The organism is Stenotrophomonas sp. G106K1 (assembly GCF_037969685.1).
In the GTDB taxonomy this organism is placed as follows: Bacteria; Pseudomonadota; Gammaproteobacteria; order Xanthomonadales; family Xanthomonadaceae; genus Stenotrophomonas; species Stenotrophomonas lactitubi.
This window is the reverse complement of sequence record NZ_JBBPFR010000002.1, coordinates 292,409-313,327: the sequence shown is the minus strand read 5'-3', so window position 1 is coordinate 313,327 and position 20,919 is coordinate 292,409. Positions and strand designations below refer to the sequence as shown.

Annotated in this window: 21 protein-coding genes and 2 riboswitches; of the genes, 10 read left to right on the top strand and 11 right to left on the bottom strand. The window is 66.4% G+C overall.

From position 1 onward, the window contains the following. Positions 1-16: 16 nt before the first annotated feature. The 3 genes from WKB25_RS03750 (at position 17) to WKB25_RS03740 (ending at position 2,249) form a co-directional block, all read left to right on the top strand. Entirely contained in the window at positions 17-577 is a 561-nt protein-coding gene (locus tag WKB25_RS03750; protein ID WP_340568792.1) for a Sua5/YciO/YrdC/YwlC family protein, read from the top strand. A gap of 43 nt (positions 578-620) precedes the next feature. Continuing rightward, complete coding sequence (locus WKB25_RS03745; protein WP_340568791.1) at positions 621-1,328, top strand: DUF4124 domain-containing protein; 708 nt, start codon at positions 621-623, stop codon at positions 1,326-1,328. Between the two features lie 183 nt (positions 1,329-1,511). Beyond that, a complete protein-coding gene (locus WKB25_RS03740) occupies positions 1,512-2,249 on the top strand; it encodes a hypothetical protein (protein WP_340568789.1) in 738 nt (245 codons plus the stop codon). A gap of 48 nt (positions 2,250-2,297) precedes the next feature. Here the strand turns inward: WKB25_RS03740 and WKB25_RS03735 are convergent, their stop codons facing one another. Beyond that, complete coding sequence (locus WKB25_RS03735) at positions 2,298-3,074, bottom strand: SDR family oxidoreductase (protein ID WP_340568788.1); 777 nt, start codon at positions 3,072-3,074, stop codon at positions 2,298-2,300. A 111-nt stretch (positions 3,075-3,185) separates the two neighbouring features. Between WKB25_RS03735 and WKB25_RS03730 the strand changes: the two genes are divergently transcribed. Next, positions 3,186-3,389 (top strand): hypothetical protein, encoded by a 204-nt coding sequence (locus WKB25_RS03730; RefSeq protein WP_340568787.1) that lies wholly within the window; start codon positions 3,186-3,188, stop codon positions 3,387-3,389. A gap of 107 nt (positions 3,390-3,496) precedes the next feature. On the opposite strand, the gene sppA is transcribed toward WKB25_RS03730, so the two are convergent. The 4 genes from sppA to WKB25_RS03710 form a co-directional block, all read right to left on the bottom strand. After that, positions 3,497-5,419: a signal peptide peptidase SppA gene (gene sppA, locus WKB25_RS03725; RefSeq protein ID WP_340568786.1), complete on the bottom strand. Its 1,923-nt coding sequence runs from the start codon at positions 5,417-5,419 to the stop codon at positions 3,497-3,499. A gap of 114 nt (positions 5,420-5,533) precedes the next feature. Then, the gene (locus tag WKB25_RS03720; protein WP_032976478.1) at positions 5,534-6,898 is read right to left on the bottom strand and encodes an MATE family efflux transporter; all 1,365 of its coding nucleotides are present in this window, start codon (positions 6,896-6,898) and stop codon (positions 5,534-5,536) included. 181 nt (positions 6,899-7,079) lie between these two features. After that, positions 7,080-7,646, bottom strand: a complete 567-nt coding sequence (locus WKB25_RS03715; protein WP_340568785.1) for a DUF3106 domain-containing protein — start codon at positions 7,644-7,646, stop codon at positions 7,080-7,082. Then, on the bottom strand, positions 7,639-8,640 hold the full coding sequence (locus tag WKB25_RS03710) for a hypothetical protein (RefSeq protein WP_340568784.1): 1,002 nt from the start codon (positions 8,638-8,640) through the stop codon (positions 7,639-7,641). The genes WKB25_RS03715 and WKB25_RS03710 overlap by 8 nt, the downstream gene beginning before the upstream one ends. A 414-nt stretch (positions 8,641-9,054) precedes the next feature. Between WKB25_RS03710 and WKB25_RS03705 the strand changes: the two genes are divergently transcribed. Next, positions 9,055-11,244: a primosomal protein N' gene (locus WKB25_RS03705; protein ID WP_340568783.1), complete on the top strand. Its 2,190-nt coding sequence runs from the start codon at positions 9,055-9,057 to the stop codon at positions 11,242-11,244. Positions 11,245-11,328: 84 nt separating this feature from the next. On the opposite strand, the gene WKB25_RS03700 is transcribed toward WKB25_RS03705, so the two are convergent. Both WKB25_RS03700 and WKB25_RS03695 read right to left on the bottom strand, forming a co-directional pair. After that, positions 11,329-11,949 carry a glutathione S-transferase family protein gene (locus WKB25_RS03700; RefSeq protein ID WP_340568782.1) on the bottom strand — a complete coding sequence of 207 codons (621 nt, stop codon included), beginning with the start codon at positions 11,947-11,949 and terminating at the stop codon, positions 11,329-11,331. Between the two features lie 165 nt (positions 11,950-12,114). Continuing rightward, the gene (locus WKB25_RS03695; protein ID WP_340568781.1) at positions 12,115-12,909 is read right to left on the bottom strand and encodes an NYN domain-containing protein; all 795 of its coding nucleotides are present in this window, start codon (positions 12,907-12,909) and stop codon (positions 12,115-12,117) included. 121 nt (positions 12,910-13,030) lie between these two features. Here WKB25_RS03695 and WKB25_RS03690 point away from each other — a divergent pair, with 121 nt between their 5' ends. Next, entirely contained in the window at positions 13,031-14,311 is a 1,281-nt protein-coding gene (locus WKB25_RS03690) for an NAD(P)/FAD-dependent oxidoreductase (protein WP_340568780.1), read from the top strand. A 101-nt stretch (positions 14,312-14,412) separates the two neighbouring features. After that, a complete protein-coding gene (locus WKB25_RS03685) occupies positions 14,413-14,733 on the top strand; it encodes a DUF2004 domain-containing protein (protein ID WP_340568779.1) in 321 nt (106 codons plus the stop codon). An 81-nt stretch (positions 14,734-14,814) separates the two neighbouring features. Here the strand turns inward: WKB25_RS03685 and WKB25_RS03680 are convergent, their stop codons facing one another. Then, entirely contained in the window at positions 14,815-15,246 is a 432-nt protein-coding gene (locus tag WKB25_RS03680; RefSeq protein WP_340568778.1) for a nuclear transport factor 2 family protein, read from the bottom strand. Positions 15,247-15,407: 161 nt separating this feature from the next. Then, the gene (locus WKB25_RS03675; protein ID WP_340568777.1) at positions 15,408-15,683 is read right to left on the bottom strand and encodes a GIY-YIG nuclease family protein; all 276 of its coding nucleotides are present in this window, start codon (positions 15,681-15,683) and stop codon (positions 15,408-15,410) included. Positions 15,684-15,723: 40 nt separating this feature from the next. Then, a riboswitch (glycine riboswitch) is annotated at positions 15,724-15,813 on the top strand. Positions 15,814-15,826: 13 nt separating this feature from the next. Next, positions 15,827-15,930: riboswitch (glycine riboswitch) on the top strand. A gap of 83 nt (positions 15,931-16,013) precedes the next feature. On the opposite strand from WKB25_RS03675, the gene WKB25_RS03670 reads away from it, so the two are divergent. Then, complete coding sequence (locus WKB25_RS03670; RefSeq protein ID WP_032952083.1) at positions 16,014-16,631, top strand: trimeric intracellular cation channel family protein; 618 nt, start codon at positions 16,014-16,016, stop codon at positions 16,629-16,631. Positions 16,632-16,801: 170 nt separating this feature from the next. Here the strand turns inward: WKB25_RS03670 and WKB25_RS03665 are convergent, their stop codons facing one another. Together WKB25_RS03665 and WKB25_RS03660 are read right to left on the bottom strand one after the other, a co-directional pair. Then, complete coding sequence (locus WKB25_RS03665) at positions 16,802-17,875, bottom strand: 3-deoxy-7-phosphoheptulonate synthase (protein ID WP_049467209.1); 1,074 nt, start codon at positions 17,873-17,875, stop codon at positions 16,802-16,804. Between the two features lie 253 nt (positions 17,876-18,128). Beyond that, positions 18,129-18,389 carry a hypothetical protein gene (locus WKB25_RS03660; RefSeq protein WP_340568776.1) on the bottom strand — a complete coding sequence of 87 codons (261 nt, stop codon included), beginning with the start codon at positions 18,387-18,389 and terminating at the stop codon, positions 18,129-18,131. A gap of 1,092 nt (positions 18,390-19,481) precedes the next feature. On the opposite strand from WKB25_RS03660, the gene WKB25_RS03655 reads away from it, so the two are divergent. Together WKB25_RS03655 and WKB25_RS03650 are read left to right on the top strand one after the other, a co-directional pair. Further along, positions 19,482-19,841: a hypothetical protein gene (locus tag WKB25_RS03655; protein WP_340568775.1), complete on the top strand. Its 360-nt coding sequence runs from the start codon at positions 19,482-19,484 to the stop codon at positions 19,839-19,841. A 321-nt stretch (positions 19,842-20,162) separates the two neighbouring features. Further along, a complete protein-coding gene (locus WKB25_RS03650) occupies positions 20,163-20,906 on the top strand; it encodes a hypothetical protein (RefSeq protein WP_238379495.1) in 744 nt (247 codons plus the stop codon). The last annotated feature ends 13 nt before the right edge of the window (positions 20,907-20,919 follow it).

The following is a 20,919-nucleotide window of genomic DNA, read 5'->3' as shown; positions in this document are numbered from 1 at the left end:
GGGCCCGGTCGCCGCCATGAAAGAACTCACACTGGACACCGCAGTCGCCACGCTTCGCAGTGGCGGGGTGATCGCCTACCCGACCGAAGCCGTCTGGGGCCTGGGGTGCGACCCTTCGCATGAGGCAGCAGTGCACCTGCTGCTGCGGCTGAAGCAGCGCCCGATCGAGAAAGGCATGATCCTCGTGGCCGCGGAACTGTCGCAGCTGCAGGACTGGGTGCGCCTGCAGGCGCTGCCCGATGCACGCCAGCGCGCGGTGCTCGCCAGCTGGCCCGGCGCCAACACCTGGATCCTGCCCGCCGGCGCACGCGCCCCCGGCTGGATCACCGGCGAACACAACGGCATCGCGGTACGGATCAGCGCCCACCCCTTGGTCGCGGCACTGTGCCAGGCCTGGGGTGGTCCTCTGGTCTCCACCAGCGCCAACCTTGCCGGCGAGCCACCTGCGCGCAGCCGTGAAGAGTTGGACCCGCGCCTGCTGCGCCTGCTCGACGGCATCCTCGATGGGCAGACCGGCGGCCTGGCCCAACCCACGCCGATCCGCGACGCGCTCAGTGGCAACGTACTGCGCTCCTGACAGGCTGATTGCGTCGGCGTTGCCGATCGCGCACGCTGCGCCCATGACCCTGCTGCGCCCTGTCCTGTGCCTGGCCCTGCTGCTGCCGTTGCCGGCACTTGCCGCTGACGACGTGCGGGTCTACCGCTGCGTCGGCAGCAATGGTGCCGTCGCCCTGCAGGACAAGCCCTGCACGGCCGGCCGCCAGGAAGTGCGCGACCTGCAACGTCCACGCGATCCGCCGCCGCGAGTGGTCAGCACCGATGCCGCAGTGCCCGCACCGGCGCAGACATCGCCGATGCGCGAGCGCGAGGTGCGCCATGTCTACATCCAGCCGCCACAGCCGATGTACGAATGCGTGAGTGAAGACGGCGACCGCTACACCAGCGACAACAACGAAGGGAATCCGCGCTGGGTACCGCTGTGGACCACGGTCTGGTATCCGCATGGTCATCCTGGCGGCGGGCGACCCGGACCGCATCCAGGGCCGCGCCCGGCCGGTAGCGGCAGCACCATCGGTGCCCCCATCGGCGGCGGGCCGCCGGTGTATCGCCCGCCGTCAGTGGGCGTCGGTGTCAACGTGCCTGCCGGCAACATCCTGGTCCGCGATACCTGCCACGCCCTGCCCCCGCAGGAAGTGTGCGCACGCCTGCGTGATCGTCGCTGGGAACTGGACCGGCGCTACAACAGCGCACTGCAGAGCGAGCGCACCGCGATCAGCAACGAGCAGCGTGGCATCGATGCCCGGCTGGCGCAGGACTGCGGCCGCTGAGCCCTGCGCTGAGCGCTGTGCCGCGCGCTTTGGTAGCTTCCCACCTTGGTGGGCACTGGCAGACAGCGGTGCCAACCAAGGTTGGCAACTACCAGGGCATGTGAGCCCTGCGCCCTGGCAGACAGCGGTGCCAACCAGGGTTGGCAGCTACCAGGGCATGGGCCACGGCTGTAGGCTGCTCGCATGAGAAGACTGATCTGGCTGGCCATCGGCCTGTTGCCCGGCAACGCGTTGGCCGATGACATGGTGATCTACCGCTGCACCTCAGCCAGCGACGTGCAGACCATCCAGCGCATGCCCTGTCCCGACGGCAGCACGCAGCGCGTGCAGCGGGTGGCCGATCCGGCTCGGGCGGCGCCCGTCGCTGCCACACCGGAAGTTCCGCCCCCCAGTCCCCGGGCCTTGCCTGTATCTCCCCCCACCTCAACGCCCAGCGCGCCCACCGCCGCGTCGGCCAGCCCGCGCGCCGGTGAGGAACGTCCGATCATGGAAGCCCGCATGGTCGACAGCGCAGAGGGAGACACCATCCTCGACAGCGCGACGCTGCACCAACGCGGTGATGGCGCTGCGACGGACAAGGACGCGCCACCAAAGCCTCCGTTACCGGCGATCTTCCAGTGCGTTGACACGCAGGGCGGTTCCTACCTGCATGAGTACGAGGCTGCGCCAGGTCGCTGCGAACTGTTGAACATACAGGGCCTGGGCGGGGCAACACCGGTCAACGCCGCCAGTTGCGAAGTGGTCCGCGACCGCTGCACCGAAGTTGCCGAAGCACAGCGCTGTGGTAGCTGGCAGCAGCGCTTCCGCGATGCACGGGGTCGCGAGCGGTTCGCCGCACCGGAGAATCAGCCGACGGCGCGTGGCGAACGCGAGCGCCTGCAGGCCGTGCTGGAAGCCAGCAATTGCCCGGTGCCGCAGTGAGGCATTCACGCAGCGCGCGGATCCTTCATCCGCAGTGATCAGCCGCGATCAGAACCCATAGCGCAGGAAGCCGCCATCCACCGCGATGCATTCGCCGGTGACATAGCTCGACGCCGGCAGGCACAGGAAGCCCACCGCCGACGCCACTTCTTCCGGCTCACCGATGCGCCGCATCGGCGTGCGTCCGATCACTTCTTCGTAGTAGTCGGTATCGGACAGCGGGCCGGAGGTGCGACGGGTGCGGATGTACCACGGCGCCACCGCATTGACCCGGATGCCATCCTCGGCCCACTCCACCGCGAGGTTGCGGGTCATCTGGTGCATCGCCGCCTTGGTCATGCCATAGACCACGCCACTGCGCACATGGGTCAGGCCGGACACGCTGCCAACGTTGACGATGGCCGATGACGCGTGGCGCGCGAGCAACGGATGCGCATAGCGCGACAGTTCGAACGCCGAGAACAGATTGGTTTCGAAAATGCCACGCCACTCGTCTTCGGAGTACTCCGTGGCGGGCTTGGTGATGTTGCCACCGGCATTGTTGACCAGGATGTGCACGCCATCGGCGTGGTCCTCGACCCAGTCCAGGATCTGCCGGCGGTCTTCGTCGTCGGACACATCGGCGGCCAATGCGTGCACCTGGTGCTGCGGATATACATCCAGCAGTTCGTCACGGGCACTCTCCAGCATATCCAGGTCGCGGCCGACGATCATCAGATCGGCGCCGAGACCGGCCAGTTCATGCGCGATCGCCAGGCCGATACCGGCGCTGGCACCGGTGATCAGGGCCGTCTGCCCATCCAGGCGCCACCGTTGCTGGGTCATATGTCCTCCGGGGCCGCGCCCACTGTGTTTCGATGTGGCAAGGATACGCGCTCACGGTCGTCCCCCGTCCGTGATGCGACACTTGCCCCACATCCCTCGTGGAGAGCTGCCATGCGCGTCCTGATTCCCATCCTGCTGTCGGCCGTCGTGCTGGCCGGGTGCCAGCGCCCTGCACCGCCGAATCCGGAACGACCACCGGAACCGCAGGCATTGGCCAAGGCAGTCAATCAACCCCTGGACCGCGCCAAAGGCGTGCACAAGACCATGGACGAGGCGGCCGAACGCGAGCGCAAGGCAGAGGCCGACGCGCAGTAGATCCCCGCATGCAACAACGCCCGGCCAAGGCCGGGCGTTGTGCGTTCAGTAGATCCAGGGCATGCGTGGACATTCCTGGTAGATCCACGCCATGCGTGGATGGGTTGTCAGAATCCGCAGAAGCAGTACGCCAGCGACTTCACCGGTGCACCGTTGCCCTTCTCGCGGGCCGCGTTTTCAACGAAGCGCAGCTGCGTATCGATTTCCGGCATCGTGCGCGCCAGCATCATCCGGCCCACGCCGGAATCGGCCAGCATCCAGGCGCCGGCGTGGCTGCCAGCGAAGCCGCTGACGAACTGCGCGAACGGCGTCGCCGCCTTCTCGATGTAACGCACACGGTACTTGTCGGTCGCACCCAGCTTGGCCCGACCGGCAGCGTCAGCCACGGCGTCCTTCAGGCCACCGAACGCATCGACCAGACCGCGCTCCTTGGCCTGCGCACCGCTCCAGACACGCCCACGGGCGACTTCATCGATCGCCTCGACTGGCTTCTTGCGGGCCTCGGCGACACGCCCGGTGAAATCGGCATAGCCCTTGTTGATCACCGACTGGATGACCTGGCCCACCGCCGGGTCCATCGGCCGGGTGACATCGAAGGCACCGGCGAAACGGGTGGTGCCGACGCCATCGGTGTGCACGCCGAACTTGTCCAGCGCACGGCTGAAGTTCGGGATCATGCCGAAGATGCCAATCGAACCGGTGATGGTCGATGGATCAGCGTAGATGCGATCGGCGTTCATGCTGATCCAGTAACCACCGGACGCAGCGAGGTCGCCCATGGACACCACTACCGGCTTGCCGGCGGCCTGCAGGGCCACCACTTCGCGACGGATCTGCTCGGAGGCGTAGACCTCGCCACCGGGCGAATCCACGCGCAGCACCACGGCCTTGACGTCGTCATCGTCGCGCGCCGCGCGCAGCAGCGCCGAGGTCGATTCACCACCGATGCGGCCGGCCGGCAGATCACCGCCGCTGATTTCACCGGAGGCCACCACCACCGCGACCTGCGGACGCGAATCAACCGGGTTGCGGCGCGCATCGAGCTGGGCCATGTAGGTGCCGAAATCGATGTTGCGGAAACCACCGTCGGCGTCGTCATCAGCCACGCCGCGCTCGATCATCAGATCCTCGAATTCCTCGCGGGTCTTCAGCGCGGTCACCAGCTTCTGCTGCAGGGCGAACTTGGCCAGGTCGCCGCCAGCGGCAGCCACACCTTCAGGCAGGGTATCGATGCCGGCCGCCAGCTGCGCCGGATCCAGGCGGCGGGCCTTGGCGATATCGCCGAGGTAGCGCTGCCACACATCGTTCATCCAGAACAGATCGGCTTCCTTGGAGGCCGGCGACGCCGCGTCGAGCACATACGGCTCGGCGGCCGACTTGTACTCGCCCACCTTGAACAGGTGCACGTCCACGCCCAGCTTGTCCTGCAGGCCGGTGCGGAAGTACTGGCGGTAGCGGCCCAGGCCTTCCAGCACCACCGAACCCATCGGGTCCAGGTAGACCTCGTCGGCCTGCGCGGCCAACAGGTACTGCGACTGCCCCATGCTTTCGCTGAAGGCCACCAGCTGCTTGCCCGAAGCGCGCAGTTCCTGCAGCGCAGCGGACACTTCGCGCAGCGAGGCGAAACCGGACGGCTGCAGCTTGTCCAGTTCCAGCACCACCCGCTCGATCTTCTTGTCGTCGCGCGCGCTCTCGATCACCCGGATCAGATCGCGCAGCTGCACTTCCTCGGCACCGTTGTCACCGACGGCCTTGGCCAGCGCGCGGCTGACCGGATCGGCACTGTACTGCTCGACCAGGCGGCCTTCCGGCGCGATCACCAGGGTGGTGCGGTCCTGCAGCGCCTTGCTGGCACCAGCGCCCATGCCCGCAGCGACGATGAACATCACCAGCACCAGCAGCAACAGGCCGAAGAACACCAGGTTGAGGATCAACCGGCGGGTGAAATTCATCACGTCCCACAGCCCGATGAAGAAGCTGGCGACTGGATTGCGGTTCGCCGGGGGCAGCGGCGGCACGGGTTGGTTCATGGAGCACTCCGGATGGCTTCTTGCCGTGGTGACAGCATAGCCGGTGCCGCGTGAGGCAGCATCGGACACAAGTCAGGGGATCGCCGGTCACGGTCTCCCTGGACCGGCGTGATGTCAGGCCAACGTGGACTGGCCGATGCGCTTGCTGCTGCGGCTCAGGCGCCAGCCCATCAGGATTGCCGCCGCGGTCAGGCCGACGATCAGGCCGATCCACATGCCCTGCGGGCCCATGCCCAGGCCGAGGCCGAGCCCGGCGCCCAGCGGCATGCCCAGGCCCCAATAGGCGAACATGGCGATGAACATCGGCACGCGGGTGTCCTTCAGTCCGCGCAGCGCGCCGGCCGACAGCACCTGGATGCCATCGGGGAACTGGAAGGTGGCCGCGTACAGCAGCAGAGTCGAGGCCAGCCCGGCCACGGCCAGGTCGTTGGTGTAGACGCCGACGATGGCGTCGTGGCCGAACAGCAGCGCTGCCGCCGACAGCGTCTGCGTACCCATGATGATCGCGTAGCCGGCCCACGCCGCACGGCGCACGCCGAAGCCATCGCCACGGCCGACCGCATGACCGACACGCACGGTGGTCGCCTCGGCCACGCCCATCGGGATCATGAAGCACAGCTGCGCCACGTTGATCGCGATCTGGTGCGCGGCCGCTTCATTGGCGCCCAGGCGACCAATCAACAGTGCGGTGACGATGAACAGGCCACCTTCCATCAGCACGGTGATGCCGATCGGCAGGCCGGTGCGCAGCAGGTCCCAGATCGCTGACCAGCGCGGTCCCTCGAAATGCGAGAACAGCTGCAGGTGGGCAAAGCGCTTGGTGAACCACAGGTAGGTACCAAAGGCGATCGCCTGCAGCCACATCATCACCGCCGAGGCGATGCCCAGGCCTTCGGCGCCCATTTCCGGGAAGCCCAGCTTGCCGTTGGCCAGCACGTAGCCCATCGGCGCAAGCACCAGCAGGCCGCCAAAACCGAGCAGCATGGTCGGCAGCGTCCAATGCATGCCTTCACTGAGATAGCGCATGCAGAAGTACAGCGTCAGCGCCGGTCCCCCCCAGCGCACCGCATGCAGGAACGCCGTTGCGCCGGGCACGATGTCCGGGGCGATGCCGAAGGCCGGCAGCAGCGGCGGCACCACGGTGAGGAAGGTGAACATGATCAGGCCAAGGCCCAGCGCCAGCCACAACGCCTGCCGGAACAGCGGGCCGATCTCGCGCTCACGGCCGGCGCCATGCAGCTGCGACACCGAGGCGGTCAGTGAGATCAGCGTACCGATCGGGATCAGCATCGGCAGCCACAGCAGCGCAGTGCCGATGGTCACTGCGGCCAGGGTGGAAGTCGCATGGTGGCCGGCAATCACGTTGTCGACGAAGGAGATCAGTCCGGTGGAGACGTGCCCGAGCACAAGCGGCAGGGCAAGCAGACCGGTAGCGCCGACTTCCTTGCTGAAGCGCGGCGTGGAGGTTGCAGTAGACATAAGGTGCTTGACGCGAACTACGGTTGCGCGCGAAGGGCACAGGCACCGGGTTGCGGCCGGCCATCTTACGCGCGCTGGACGGTCATTCCCATGACTGCCCCATAAAGGGTACGGAGGCAATTAAGTCGCATCCGGCACGATCGGGCCAGAAACGACTTAATTGCCTCCGTCCCCTTTTCGCTTATTGGCCGGCCTGGCGCTTGAGCCAGGTGTCGCGTTCGGCGGCGGGGACGGTGAGGAATGCGCTGCGCACGCTGTCGCGTTCCTGCGGCGGCGTGCGCTGCGCGACCAGGGCCAACTGTGCCAACTGCGCAGGGCTCAGCTGGCGCAGCACGGCAAGGACCGCGTCACGCTGTTGCGGCGGCACGAAACCGAACAGGCCGTGCAGCTTGGGGAACTCAGCGCCCAGTTGCGGGCCCAGACGCCAGCCTTCGCGGAAAGCCTGGTCCTGTGCCAGGAACTGCGTGCGCAGGCGCTGCTGCTGATCGGCCGGCAGGGCGGCGAAACGGCTGGCGGCCTGACGGATGCGTTCGCGCTCACCCTCTGGCAGGGCCCGCCACGCGGCGTAGTCGCTGCGACGCTGACGTTGCTGGGCGGGATCGAGTTGCGCGAATGCCGCCGCTGCGGTGGGCGCGACCGCCGACGTCGTGGCCGACGGCGCAGGCAGCGGCACGTTCAACGATTGCGGAGCAGCTGCCAGCGACAGCGGCAAGGCCAGCAGCAGGCCGGCGAAGGGGAGCTTATTCATCGGCAGCAGAGGTTTCCAGCGCTGCGCCGACCGGTTCCGGGCGGGTCGGCTTGGGTTGTGATTCGTCCACCGGCAACGGGCCACCGGCAGCACTCCAGGCATGCATGTCGGCCTCGGCCAGCAGCGGGTAGTCGCGGTCGGCCAGCATGGCGGCATCTTCGCTGGCCTGCGCATCGCCGCCTGCAGCGGGGCGGACATCGCTGGCGGGCAGCGCCTCGACGGTGACCGGCCCGGCCTCACCCACCACGCCCTCGGGCAAGGGGCCATCGGCCGTCAACGCGCGGCCCTGCCAATGGCGCCAGCCCAACGCAGCCAGCAGCAACACCGCCACGGTGATCAACAGGATCACCGGGCCACGCCAGCGCGGCTTGGCACTGGGGCGGCGACGCTTGCCGCTGGCAGGCACGCGTTCGTCGCGCGGCGGCGCACGCCAGCTGGAAGCAGGCGCCTGGTTGTTGGCCGCTGGCGCGGACGGTTGCGCCAGCTGCTGCAGACGCTTGGCCGGCAGGTCGCGGATACGCAACTGCACCTGTTCGGCCAGCGTCCGCCATGCGGCGGCATCGGGCTGGCCATCGGCATCGCGTGGGCAGGCCGTGGCCAGCAGGCGCTGGTAGCCCTCCTCGTCGACATCCAGAACGCGGGTGGCGATGCCCTCATCCAGGCTGCCGCCCACCCGCAGCAGCAGAGCCAGCCGCGGCAGGGGTGCCATGTCGGCCAACGCAGCAAGCGACGGCGGCCACTGACCGGTGGTCGGCTCGCGCAGCGCCTGGCGCTGGCCCAGCAAGGTCCAGAAGCGGCCGGGCCACTGCGCCATCGGCAGGTCGCTGGCGACGGCGGCGAAGGCGCGCATCACCGCCACCAGCGTTTGTTCGGCGCGGGCGGGGTCGCCGCACTGCAGTTCGGCCACGACCAGGGCACGGCGTTCGACGCCACGCAGAAATGCCGACAGCGCGCCGGCCGCGGTCGAGGAAACAGGGGCGGGCACAGCCGTCATCGGTCACTCCAAAGGTCTGCCGGCATGATAGCGGCAGCCCATCGCCGCCCGGCAGGACTTGCGATTCCAGACACTTCATGCTGCAGGTTGTGCACAGCATCACGCGGGAACCGGGCGATTCCTCGATGAATGGCTGAATTCACCCTGTTTCAGCAATGTTTCACACTTAAGCTATTGATTTTCATGGAATTTAAAGTGTGGCTATTTTTTGACCAACCCAAGCGTGAGGCCGTCGCCATCAGCCTCATGCGGCGCCATGAGCCGCTAACGCACAGACTTATCCACAGAAGATGTGGATAAGACTGAATCTCCAATAGACACCGATATTTAGGTGACATTTATGATTCGCTGGAGGGCATGCCGGTCGCATCTGCCTCTGCCATGCGCCCTCGCACGGGCCGTTACACTGAGCCGATGCTCGCCCCTGAATCCGGCCCTGTCCCGACCCTGCAGGTCGCCCTGCCCGTTCCCCTGCCGCGCCTGTTCGATTACCTGCCGCCGCAGGGCGAGGGCCCGACGGTGGCAGTCGGCTGCCGGCTGAAGGTGCCGTTCGGCAACCGCGAACTGATCGGCGTGGTGGCCGGCCACGGGCAGGCCGAGGACAGCCAGGGGCTGCGCCAGGCACTGGCCTGGTGTGACACGGCGCCGCTGCTGCAGGGCGAGCTGTGGCAGAGCCTGCAGTGGCTGGCCCGCTATACCCACGCCCCCCTGGGCGAGGTGCTGAGCACCGCCCTGCCCGGCCCGCTGCGGCACGGCGAACCGCTGCCCGACACCCATCACTGGGGCTGGCAGCTGACACTGGAGGGCCACGCCCAGCGCGAAAAGCTGCGCGCCGGCAGCCGACCACGGCAATTGGCCGAGCTGCTGGCCGACGCGGTGGTGGACGAGGATGTCCTGTCCGCGCGCATGCAGGACTGGCGGGGGGCCGCACGCAGCTTGGGCAAGCGCGACCTGGCCGAGCGCATCGCCCTGAGCGTGGCGCCGCAGCACGCTCAGCCCCTGCCCGGCCCCACCCTCAATGCGGAGCAGGCCGAGGCCGTGGCCGCGATTACCGCCGCCGAAAGCTTCCAGGCATTCCTGCTGGACGGGGTGACCGGCAGCGGCAAGACCGAGGTCTACCTGCAGGCAATCATCCATTGCCTGGCGCAGGGCAGGCAGGCGCTGGTGCTGGTGCCCGAGATCGGCCTGACCCCGCAGACCCTGGCCCGCTTCCGCGGCCGTCTCGGCATTGCGGTGCACGCGCTGCACTCGGGGCTGACCGACAACGAGCGCGCGCGGGTCTGGGCCGCGGCCTCACGCGGCGAAGCACGGGTGATCGTGGGTACGCGTTCGGCGGTGTTCATCCCGCTGCCGCAGCCCGGCCTGCTGATCGTCGACGAAGAGCATGACGGCAGCTACAAGCAGCAGGACGGCATCCGCTACCACGCGCGCGATTTCGCCCTGGTGCGGGCCAAGGCGCAGGGCATTCCAGTACTGCTGGGCAGCGCCACGCCCTCATTGGAAACCCTGCACAACGCCTACGCCGGCCGCTATGCGCACCTGCGCCTGAAGCAGCGTGCCGGTGATGCCCAACCGCCGCGCGTGCGCATCCTCGATGTGCGCAAGCGTCCGCTGCGCGATGGCCTTTCCGCCGACGTGCTGGCTGGCATCGGCGAGCACCTGCAGCGTGGCCAGCAGGTGCTGGTGTTCAAGAACCGGCGCGGCTATGCGCCGGTGCTGCTGTGCCACGACTGCGGCTGGACGGCACCCTGCAACCGCTGCGATGCACCGATGACCGTGCACGGCGGTGGCCGTCGCCTGCAATGCCATCACTGCGGTGCGCGGCAGCCGGCACCATTGGCCTGCCCCGCCTGTGGCAGCCTGGCGCTGCAGCCACAGGGCATCGGCACCGAGCGGCTGGAAGAACACCTGGTCAGTGCGTTCGCCGATTTCCCGGTGGTGCGCATCGACCGCGGCACCACCGCACGGCGCGATGCGCTGGAGCAGCAGCTGGCCAAGCTGGGCGACGAGCCCGGCATCCTGGTCGGCACGCAGATCCTGGCCAAGGGCCACGACCTGCCCAAGCTGACGCTGGTGGTGGTGGTGGGCATCGACGAAGGCCTGTTCTCGGCCGATTTCCGCGCCAGCGAAAAACTGGCGCAGCAGCTGATCCAGGTAGCAGGCCGCGCCGGTCGCGCGCGCGATCCGGGCGAAGTGTGGCTGCAGACCCATCATCCGGGTCATCCGCTGCTGGAGACGCTGGTGAACGGTGGCTACCACCCGTTCGCGCAGGCCGAATTGAACCAGCGCGAGGCAGCCGGGTTCCCGCCCTTCGCGCACCTGGCATTGATGCGTGCCGAAGCACAGCAGGTCGAGCACGCCAACGCATTCCTGCTCGCTGCGCGCAAACTGCTGGGCGAGCAGAACGTGGTGGAGGCCTATGGGCCAATGCCGGCGCCGATGCCGAGGCGTGCCGGTTACCAGCGCACGCAGCTGCTGTTGTCGGCAGCGCAGCGGCCACCGCTGCATGGGGTGCTGGCACAGCTGGTGCCGCAGCTGTACGCGCTGCCGGAGGCACGCAAGGTGCGATGGTCGCTGGATGTGGATCCGACCGACCTGTATTGAGGGGTGCCTGCCTTGTGTGGAGCCGCGCTTGCGCGCGGGTGCCGAGCATGGCTCGGCACTACAGGTGCCACGTTGGATCCACCGTTACGTCATCGGTGACATCACGCCGCGCTGGTACGCCGGGCGTTCGCGCAGGCGCGCATACCACTCGGCCAGGTGCGGCAGGTCCGGGCGCTGGATCGGCAGCTCGAACCACGCGTAGATCAACGAGCCCAGCGCGATGTCACCCATGGCGAATTTCTCGCCTGACAACCACGGCTGCGTGGCCAGGGTTGCGTTGGGCAGCGCCAGGAAATCACCGGCACGCACGATCGCCGCATTGATGCGTGACTCGTCGCGGTCGGCCGGTGCGGTGCGCATGATGCCCCAGATCAGTTCGGAGTACAGCGGCGCCATCCGCGAGGTGCTCCAGTCCATCCACTTTTCGGCCTGCGCGCGCTCCATCGGATCTTCGGCATACAGCGTGCCCAGCGAATAGCGCGCACTGAGGTAGCGCACGATGGTGTTCGATTCCCACAGCGGCAGGCCGTGGTCTTCGATCACCGGCACCAGCCCGTTCGGGTTCATCGCCACGTACTCCGGCGACTGCGTGCCACCGTGGCTGCCACCCACTTCGATGGACTCATACGGCAGGCCGATTTCCTCGGCACACCACAGCACCTTGCGGACGTTGCTGGAATTGCGGCGACCCCAGATCTTCAACATGCGGATTTCCTGGCTGGCAATGCGAGCGGCAACGATACGCCTGATCGGGCCGGGTGTGTGCGTGCGCAATGACTGCATTGGGCATCCGCCGGGCATGGCCCGGCGCTACCACATCCGCCTCCGGTCAGCGCCGGACGAAGCCTGGCGGCGCTGCGTCGCCGCGCGTTACCGGTTCTTCTTCGGCAGGGCGCGCACATAGGACGACTTGCCGTCCTTCTTCAACTCGAACAGGCCGATCGCGGCCAGCAGGTCGCTGAGCTTCCCGTAACCGTAGTTGCGCGGATCAAACGAGGCCTGGTTACCGATCTGGCTGCCGACCGGCCCCAGGTGCGACCACCCGTCCTCGCCCTCGGCCGAGGACACCGCACGGCGCAGCATCTTCACCAGCCGCGTGTCGCTGCGCATTTCCGCGCCGCTCTTGCGTGGGCGCGCATCATCGCTGCTGGCCTGCTCGCTGGGTGCCTGTCCGTTCGATGATTGCTCGTTCGCTGCCTGCTCCACATCCTGCACGCTGGCGTGGGTCTGGCCCAACGCTTCGAGGTAGGTGAACTTCGAGCACGCGTTGACGAAGGGTTCCGGCGTTTTCTTTTCGCCGAAGCCATAGACCTTCACGCCATCTGTCAGCAGGCGCATCACCATCGGGGTGAAATCGGCATCGCTGGACACGATCGCGAAGCCATCGAGGTTGCGCGCGTACAGCAGATCCATCGCGTCGATCACCATCGCCATGTCCGACGCGTTCTTGCCCTTGCTGTAGGCGAACTGCTGGATCGGCCGGATCGCGTATTCGTGCAGCACCGCCTCCCACCCTTTCAGCCGTGGGCTCTTCCAGTTGCCATAGGCACGGCGGACGTTGGCCACGCCATAACGGGCGACTTCGGCCAGGACCTCGTCAATCTTCGAGGCCGGCGCATTGTCGGCGTCGATCAACAGGGCGATGCGCTTTTCCGGTTCGCTCATGGACTCCTCACGGGCAATTGCCTGAACCCGAGTATCGCCGATCCGGATGCACGCTGACGTGACAAGGAGCGGCCGTGCGAAGATGCCAGGCACTTCCCCCATGCCCCCCTGGAGTGAGTCGATGAGTCGTGATCGCGTCCCCCACCTGGTCGTTGTCGGCGGCGGTTTCGCCGGCCTGTGGGCCACCCGTGCGCTGGCCCGCGAACGCATACGCATCACCCTGGTCGACCGTCGCAACCACCACCTGTTCCAACCGCTGCTGTACCAGGTGGCCACCGCGGGACTGTCTGCGCCGGATATCGCCGCACCGCTGCGCCACATCCTCGGCCACCAGCGCAACGTGGAGGTGCGGCTGGGCGAAGTGGTGGCCATCGACAAGCAAGCCCGCCAGGTGCGCATGGCCGATGGCAGCACGCTGGATTACGACAGCCTGCTGCTGGCCACCGGCGCCACCCACGCCTACTTCGGCCACGACGAATGGGCCGACGATGCGCCCGGCCTGAAGACACTGGACGATGCCATCGCCCTGCGCCGCAAACTGCTGCTGGCGTTCGAGCGCGCCGAGGCCGAGCCGGACCCGGCGAAGAAGGCTGCATGGCTGAGCTTTGCCGTGGTGGGTGGTGGCCCGACCGGCGTCGAGCTGGCCGGTACACTCGCCGAAATCGCCCGGCATACGCTGCGCAATGAATTCCGCCACATCGATCCGGCCAGCGCCAAGGTGCGGCTGGTCGAGGCAGGTCCGCGCGTGTTGTCCACCTTCCCCGAAGTGCTATCGCTGAAGGCACGCCGGCAGCTGGAAAAGCTGGGCGTGGAAGTGATGACCGGCACGCCGGTGAGCCACATCGATGGACAGGGCTTCAAACTGGGCGACCAGTTCGTGCCCGCACGCACCGTGGTCTGGGCCGCCGGCGTGGCCGCCTCGCCGCTGGCGCGCACGCTGGACGTGCCGCTGGACCGCGCCGGACGCGTGCAGGTACAGCCCGACCTGACCCTGCCCGGCCATCCCGAACTGTTCGTGGCCGGCGACCTGGCCGCACTGAGCCAGGCCAACGGCAAGCCGGTACCGGGCGTGGCTCCGGCCGCCAAGCAGATGGGCAAGTACGTGGCGGAAACGATCCGCGCACGCCTGCACGACAAGCCGGCACCTGGGCCGTTCAAGTACGCCGACTTCGGCAACCTGGCCACCATCGGCCGCATGGCCGCGATCGTGCACCTGGGCAAGCTGCAGCTGTCCGGCGTGCTGGCCTGGTGGTTCTGGCTGGCCGCGCACGTGTTCTTCCTGATCGGTTTCCGCAACCGCGTCGTGGTGCTGTTGAACTGGGCGGTGGCGTACTGGAGCTACCAGCGCAGCGCGCGGATCATCTTCGGCGATGACCGCGAAGACCGGCGACAGAAGCGGTAGATCCACGCCATGCGTGGATGATTGAATTGCATTGGGGTCGGATCCCTTTCCGCGGGAGAGGGCTCTGACCCCGCCTCCCAACCATCACTCAAAGGAATGCCATGACCACCCCTACCGCCCAGCAGAAGCGTGCGCGCACCGCCCTTGAACAGTTGCTGGGCACCGAGGAAGGCGAGGACAGCGTCGTCCTGTTCATCCAGCACCATCTGGACGAGATCGAAGCCGATTACTGGAGTGAGCAACTGGGAACGGCCACGCCGGCGGCCAGCGCGGTGCTGGGCCTGCTGCAGGCGCGCGAACCGTGGGAAAGCGATGGATCGGTGCACGTCGATTTCGCGCTGCCGGGCGACGTCTCGCAGTATGTGCTGAGTGTCGAGTTCGACGAGGACGGCGAAGTGCTTGGCGTTTCGATGGAGAGTTGAGCGCCGCGCACGGTGTGAACGAGCGCAGTGACGTCATCCACGCATGGCGTGAATCTGCTCTTCGTGCTGATTGCCTCTGCGCTAAGGCGCCTTCGGCTTCGGGTACCACAGCGCGTTGACGATGACCCAGCGCTGCCCGAAGCGGCCCATGTGGAAGTAGTCGACGAACCACGGAGTTTCCAGCCGTACCGAAGCCGCGTTGCCGGTCACGTCCAGCACCGTGCAGCGGCGGTCCCATTGCTCCTTCGGGGTCTTCAACGCACCCTGCCTGGTCAGCGCAACCAGTTCTTCCTTCGACATCCGGCGCAGGCCAAGGCGTTCGTCGGGTGTATCACCGAGCACCGCGCGCTTGGCCAGGTCCGGATGCAGGGAACGGGCGACGCGCTGCGGATCGGCTTCCAGCTGGCCGTCGACGTAGTCGTGGCAGGTCGCTTCGATGGCGGCGATCGTGGCGGCCTCTGCGGCGGGGCTTGCTGCTGCGGAAAGTGCGAACAACAGGGCAACGGTGGACATCCGGGTCTCCAGCGCTGAGGGCTGGGCGATCATGGCATGGCCGGACGCGCCCCATCCACGCATGGCGTGGATCTACCGGCGCTGTTGTAGAGCCGAGCCCATGCTCGGCTGATGCTTGTCGCCGAGTCCAGCAGCCGAGCATGGGCTCGGCTCTACAGACTCTACAGAACAGCCTCGGCCGGCGCCTGCAGCCACGCCAGCTTGCGTTCGCGCGGCTGCCGCTTGAGCTCCCATTCGGCGCGCGAGGCCGCTGCGCGGTCCGGGTACTCACGCACCGCCAGGACCCGCAGTGGCGGCCGCGACCGGGTGTATCGGGCCCCCTTGCCTGCCTGGTGGGCAGCAAAGCGGGCCTGCACGTCGGTGCTGATGCCGGCGTAATAGCTGCCGTCGCGGCATTCGAGCAGGTACAGGAACCACGGGCGGGAGGGAGAAACCATGGCCGGATTATGCCGTGCTGCACTGCAGCGGATATACTGCCGCCCGAATGCAGGAGAGAGGCGCCGCGCTGGCGCCCGCCGAAGGCGCAGGCTCCCATGATCGCTCAGGCCGGTGGGCTGGAATCCCACCAACCATGCATTCGACTCGCCGAGCTGGAGAGAGGTCACCGGGCATGCCCGGGACGATCCGCCGAAGGGGCACGCGGCTCACGCCGCTGAACTCTCAGGCAAAAGGACAGCGGGAGCGGCACCGGTCATCGTCATCCCGTCATTGCGCAGGCAATGGCGGTGGTCGCGCATGGCCGGCCCCACCGCGTCCGGAGCCTGTCCATGCTGCTGTCCATCATCTACCTGATCGCCATTTCCGCTGAAGCCATGACCGGCGCCCTGTCTGCAGGCCGCCGCCGCATGGACCTGTTCGGCGTGGTCATGATCGCCTGTGTCACCGCCCTCGGTGGCGGCTCGCTGCGCGACATCCTGCTCGGCCACTATCCACTGGGCTGGGTGAAGCATCCCGAGTACCTGGGCTTCACCGTGTGCGCGGCGCTGATCGCCACTTGGGTGGCGCGCTGGATGCATCACTTCCGCCGCACTTTCCTGGTGCTGGACGGGCTGGGCCTGATTGCCTTCACCCTGATCGGCTGCTCGATCGCGCGCGAGGCTGGCCATGCACTGCCGATCGTGCTGATCGCCGGCATGCTCACCGGCGCCTTCGGCGGCGTGCTGCGCGACATCCTCTGCAACGAGGTACCGCTGATCTTCCAGAAAGAGCTGTACGCGATCATCTCGCTGCTGACCGGCGCGGTGTATCTGCTGTTGCTGCACTGGGGCGTGGCCGATGCCACGGCGATCCTGTGCTGCCTGGGGGGTGGGTTCGCCGTGCGCCTGCTGGCCATCCACTACCGTTGGGAAATGCCCAAGTTCGTGTACCACGACGAAGTGCATTGAAGCTCGCCTTCGCCGGGATCCACCCCACCCCGGCGATGTACCTGGCACTGGCAAGGTTGCACAGCGCCAGGCGCATCGCCGGTGCAGACGGGCCGGTCTCCAACTCCGACCGGCCCTGATCGCGGCCGCACCCCCGCAGGCGCTGGCCGCCATCCACACACGTGCCGCCGTCAGGCAGCTTCTGACACCTTCACTTCGCGGCGGGCGCGCACCGCAGCCGCGAGCCGCTCCAGCACCGTCACGGTGGTGTCCCAGTCGATGCAGCCATCGGTGATGCTCTGGCCGTAGACCAGTGGCTGGCCTTCGACCAGCTCCTGGCGGCCACCGACCAGATGGCTTTCAACCATCACACCGACGATGCGCTGCTCGCCGTCTTCCAGCTGGGTGGCGATGTCTTCGATCACCTTCGGCTGGTTCTCATGGTTCTTCAGGCTGTTGGCGTGGCTGGCATCGATCATCAGCCGCGTCGGCAGCTTGGCCTTGGCCAGTGCCTGGCAGGCATCGGCCACGCTGGCCGCATCGTAGTTCGGCTGCTTGCCACCACGCAGGATCACATGGCAGTCCGGGTTGCCGGTGGTGGAGACGATGGCCGTGCCGCCCTGCTTGGTGACCGACAGGAAGTGATGCGGGTTCGAGGCCGCGCCCACGGCATCGGCCGCGATCTTGACGTTGCCATCGGTGCCGTTCTTGAAACCGACCGGGCACGACAGGCCCGACGCAAGCTCGCGATGCACCTGGCTTTCGGTGGTGCGTGCACCGATCGCGCCCCAGGCCACCAGGTCGGCGATGTACTGCGGCGAGATCACGTCGAGGAACTCGACACCGGCCGGCAGGCCGAGCTTGTTGATGTCGCGCAGCAGGCCGCGGGCGATACGCAGGCCCTTGTCGATCTTGAAGCTGCCATCCAGGTCCGGATCGTTGATCAGGCCCTTCCAGCCCACCGTGGTGCGCGGCTTTTCGAAGTACACGCGCATGACGATTTCCAGCTCGCCGGCCAGCGCATCGCGCAGCGGCTTCAGGCGCTGCGCGTACTCGATGGCGGCCTTGGGGTCGTGGATCGAGCACGGCCCGACCACCACGGCCAGGCGGTCGTCGCGGCCATGCAGGATCTGGTGCAGTGCCGCGCGCGAGGCGCTGACGGTGTCGGAGGCTTCGTCATCACAGGGCAGCATCGCCAGCAGCTGGGCAGGCGGTGTCAGCGGTTCGATGGTGCGGATACGCAGGTCGTCGGTGTGCGGGGGCATGGTGGGGGGTCTCTACGGAACGTTGGGGGTCCGCAGCGTGGCGACATGAAAAAAGCCGCCAGGTTCGCTGGCGGCTTTCGGGAATGCGTCTGAAGCTTTCTTCAGGGTGAGCGCAATCCTTCCTCCGCCGGGGGCTTCGGAAAGTAATACCAATAAAAGCTGGCGTGGGTTGCGCTCATGGGATCTATTGATAACACAGGGTTTTGGCAGGTGCCAACTGTTTCATCCGCAACTGCGGGCGCGGTTCAGCGGACTATCGGCTGCCATGCACTTCCACGTCCAGCAACAGCGTCTCGTGGATGTCCACCCAGCGCTCCACCACGCGGTCCAGTTCCTGCCTGGCCTCACCCAGCTGCTCGGGGTTGAGCATGGACCTGGCCGTATACAGATCGGACACCAGCTGCCGCAGGGTGGCTTCCTGGATGGCGACCACCGGCCCTTCCAGGCCGGGTACCTGCAGCGCGGGACTGCTGCCCAGCGCTCCGTACAACGTCACCTGGATCTTGCTCTGCATGCTCGACTTCCCTGCGAATGGACATGGGCAGGGCTCATCTTTACCGCGTATTGGTGACAGGCGCATGTGCCGTGGCGTGCCCAATCCAGAAACACGGATTTCCAGTACCGCCGTCGCGTAGTACGGCGTACCTCTGATGTATAGCTTCTGGTGCGCGTTGAGCATGACGGACTGCTGCTCGCTTCGCCGTGGTGCAGCGTCGGAGCCGCCGGGCGGATTGCATCTCATGAGGCTACGCGGGCTGTACGCTTTGGCCAGAAGCTCTTCGATCTCGGAGCACATCAGGCCATCTTTCTGCTTACGGGCATCCAGAACGTGCCGTATTTCACCGGGATCGTGCATGACCGCGTAGCAGTTCAACCGTAACCAGCCGTTCTCGTCACAGACTCGATCAACGTCATCGCACTGTTTGGGCGTGAGGAGGTATGAAAACGCGGGAGCATGCGCATCCTCTGCACCACCGGAGGTCTGCCGGTCGACGAATCGAACAAGCTCGCGAATGCAATCTGCGAGCACATATTCCTGGATGACTGACATGACGCTCGCCCTCCATGCGAGCTTCGACTTCCCGCCAACGTGGGCAGCCAGAAATTTTCCCAGAACACTTGAATTCATTCGCCGGGAAGAAGCGTCATTCCAGAAGACGCATCATTCGTGCGTTCATTGATCGTGTCGGGAATGACCTGCATTGAGGCACGCTGCGTGACGCATCCTTTCCTTCTCACGCGCGAATTTCAACGCCAGAAAAATGCAGGTGAAATAGCGGATTTCATGGCCTCCGGCGTATGTAATACTGCGGCGCGCTCTAATAGCTGTCACGGATGCCCTTGGTGCTACTCGCAGGCACGTGCACAAGATGGATTGCCACCGAAAACGGGTGGCCGGGTCTGGAAGCCCGTGCAACAGAAGGAACGTTTGCCAGCCGGCGCCGCGTGTTGCGGCGCCGGCTGGCATATCGTCCGCGTTCCATGGCGGGCGGTGCGTGGGGACCCAAGGGTCCACCGGTTTACTTCTGTTTCCCGGCTTCCAGACACGTACCGTCCGCCACCTCTCCCGGTGGCGCTGCCGTCTTCTCTGTACGGAGCACACGCCATGAACGCAAAACACGTCCCCTTCCCTGGTAGCGGCCACAACGACCCGGCCAACACCGAAGACGCTGCCCCTGATCCCCACGGTTTCATCGCCAACCTGCAGCGCATCGGCGCAGGCTGCGGCAGCGATGGCCGTCCCTGGCCCGAACCGAACCTGCCGATCGGCCGACACATCCAGTTGGCCGATGGCGATTGCGCTCTGGCCGGGCTGCGCATCGTGCATGAGGTCATGCTCGCCGCCGAGCGCAGCCGCCAGAACAGCGGCCCGGAGCATGATGTCGGCCCGCGCGTGATTGAGGGCCTGATGATGGCCTGTCTGGAACTGGGTACGCATGCCGCGGAGCGGGTGCGGCCGCGGTAGAGCTACAGCGCCAGTCGACGCAACAGCTGCCTGCCAGCCGTGCAGCATCCTGCACGGCTGGTGACTACGGCGTGGCTCGAATTCTTCCAAGCGCTGGCCTCTAGACATGCCGACCTCTGCCGTTGACGCATTCCACCAAAGATCGAACGTCGAGCGGCCTTCAGGTCCCACTGAGCGACGCACAGAATCGCAATTCAGCTCAAGTGAAATGCGGGTCAGCCTGCGTCAGATATTCCCTACTACACAACGAGCTTGACGATGGCTGGGGCATGCATCAGTTTCCGTCGCCACGAACGGTCAATAGAACTTCGGGAACAGCTAGTGAATGAAACCCATCGTTTCACGCGTTCAAGCAGCAGTGTCCACCTACTGGTGCTGACCTGCGTGCTCATGGTCTCTTTAGCCGGCTGCGCAGTAGATGGATCAAACGTGGGGGCTGCCCAGGACAGCAAAAGCCCTCCCATGATCCCGGTTGATGAAGTACGTAACCAGAGAGGCGACAAGAATCAGTCTGTCGCACCTGGAAGTGTTTCCTTGCCACGCGCAACGCGGCAAGGCATGGGCTTCGACGATGACCCTTGGGGTGCCACAAACCTGCAGGAGCAGCACTGGCTGGACCGGCATGGATACCCGAACAAGGAACAGCATGAGGCGTTTACCGGCGCCTCCGACGGCATCCTTTGGAGTGCAGCCAGCGCTGGGGACATCGTTGCCCAGGTCATGTTGGACACGCGGGCGTTGCCGGAGCGCGAAGCCCTGGATCGACTGTTGATCAAAGGCGCCGAGGGCAATCTCTATGCGCTGCAGTCTGCTGCGTCGTTCTTTGCGGGAAGCACACAAGGTGATGTGGTCACCGGCTACGCAATTGCACGAGTCGCCGAGATGAGAGGAGATACATCACTGGCACTGGCCAGGGAAATGATGTTCAGAGCCCCCTTGACCGTTGAACAGCGAATGCGTGGTGAAGCAGAAGCGCTGAAGCTCAGCAGAACGCTGGATGCAATACACCGGGAACGAACCGGAAACGAATTCGTCCCCGATCCTCGACCGCTACCGTCTGAGTAGCGACTCGTTTCAT

Coding starts and splice junctions, on each gene's coding strand:
- WKB25_RS03700 (WP_340568782.1), bottom strand. CDS start 11,949: ATGTTGAAGATCTGGGGTCGCCGCAATTCCAGCAACGTCCGCAAGGTG.
- WKB25_RS03750 (WP_340568792.1), top strand. CDS start 17: ATGAAAGAACTCACACTGGACACCGCAGTCGCCACGCTTCGCAGTGGC.
- WKB25_RS03680 (WP_340568778.1), bottom strand. CDS start 15,246: ATGTCCACCGTTGCCCTGTTGTTCGCACTTTCCGCAGCAGCAAGCCCC.
- WKB25_RS03715 (WP_340568785.1), bottom strand. CDS start 7,646: ATGAATAAGCTCCCCTTCGCCGGCCTGCTGCTGGCCTTGCCGCTGTCG.
- WKB25_RS03655 (WP_340568775.1), top strand. CDS start 19,482: ATGAACGCAAAACACGTCCCCTTCCCTGGTAGCGGCCACAACGACCCG.
- WKB25_RS03665 (WP_049467209.1), bottom strand. CDS start 17,875: ATGCCCCCGCACACCGACGACCTGCGTATCCGCACCATCGAACCGCTG.
- WKB25_RS03670 (WP_032952083.1), top strand. CDS start 16,014: ATGCTGCTGTCCATCATCTACCTGATCGCCATTTCCGCTGAAGCCATG.
- WKB25_RS03730 (WP_340568787.1), top strand. CDS start 3,186: ATGCGCGTCCTGATTCCCATCCTGCTGTCGGCCGTCGTGCTGGCCGGG.
- WKB25_RS03745 (WP_340568791.1), top strand. CDS start 621: ATGACCCTGCTGCGCCCTGTCCTGTGCCTGGCCCTGCTGCTGCCGTTG.
- WKB25_RS03740 (WP_340568789.1), top strand. CDS start 1,512: ATGAGAAGACTGATCTGGCTGGCCATCGGCCTGTTGCCCGGCAACGCG.
- WKB25_RS03695 (WP_340568781.1), bottom strand. CDS start 12,909: ATGAGCGAACCGGAAAAGCGCATCGCCCTGTTGATCGACGCCGACAAT.
- WKB25_RS03675 (WP_340568777.1), bottom strand. CDS start 15,683: ATGGTTTCTCCCTCCCGCCCGTGGTTCCTGTACCTGCTCGAATGCCGC.
- WKB25_RS03720 (WP_032976478.1), bottom strand. CDS start 6,898: ATGTCTACTGCAACCTCCACGCCGCGCTTCAGCAAGGAAGTCGGCGCT.
- WKB25_RS03685 (WP_340568779.1), top strand. CDS start 14,413: ATGACCACCCCTACCGCCCAGCAGAAGCGTGCGCGCACCGCCCTTGAA.
- WKB25_RS03660 (WP_340568776.1), bottom strand. CDS start 18,389: ATGCAGAGCAAGATCCAGGTGACGTTGTACGGAGCGCTGGGCAGCAGT.
- WKB25_RS03735 (WP_340568788.1), bottom strand. CDS start 3,074: ATGACCCAGCAACGGTGGCGCCTGGATGGGCAGACGGCCCTGATCACC.
- WKB25_RS03705 (WP_340568783.1), top strand. CDS start 9,055: ATGCTCGCCCCTGAATCCGGCCCTGTCCCGACCCTGCAGGTCGCCCTG.
- sppA (WP_340568786.1), bottom strand. CDS start 5,419: ATGAACCAACCCGTGCCGCCGCTGCCCCCGGCGAACCGCAATCCAGTC.
- WKB25_RS03690 (WP_340568780.1), top strand. CDS start 13,031: ATGAGTCGTGATCGCGTCCCCCACCTGGTCGTTGTCGGCGGCGGTTTC.
- WKB25_RS03710 (WP_340568784.1), bottom strand. CDS start 8,640: ATGACGGCTGTGCCCGCCCCTGTTTCCTCGACCGCGGCCGGCGCGCTG.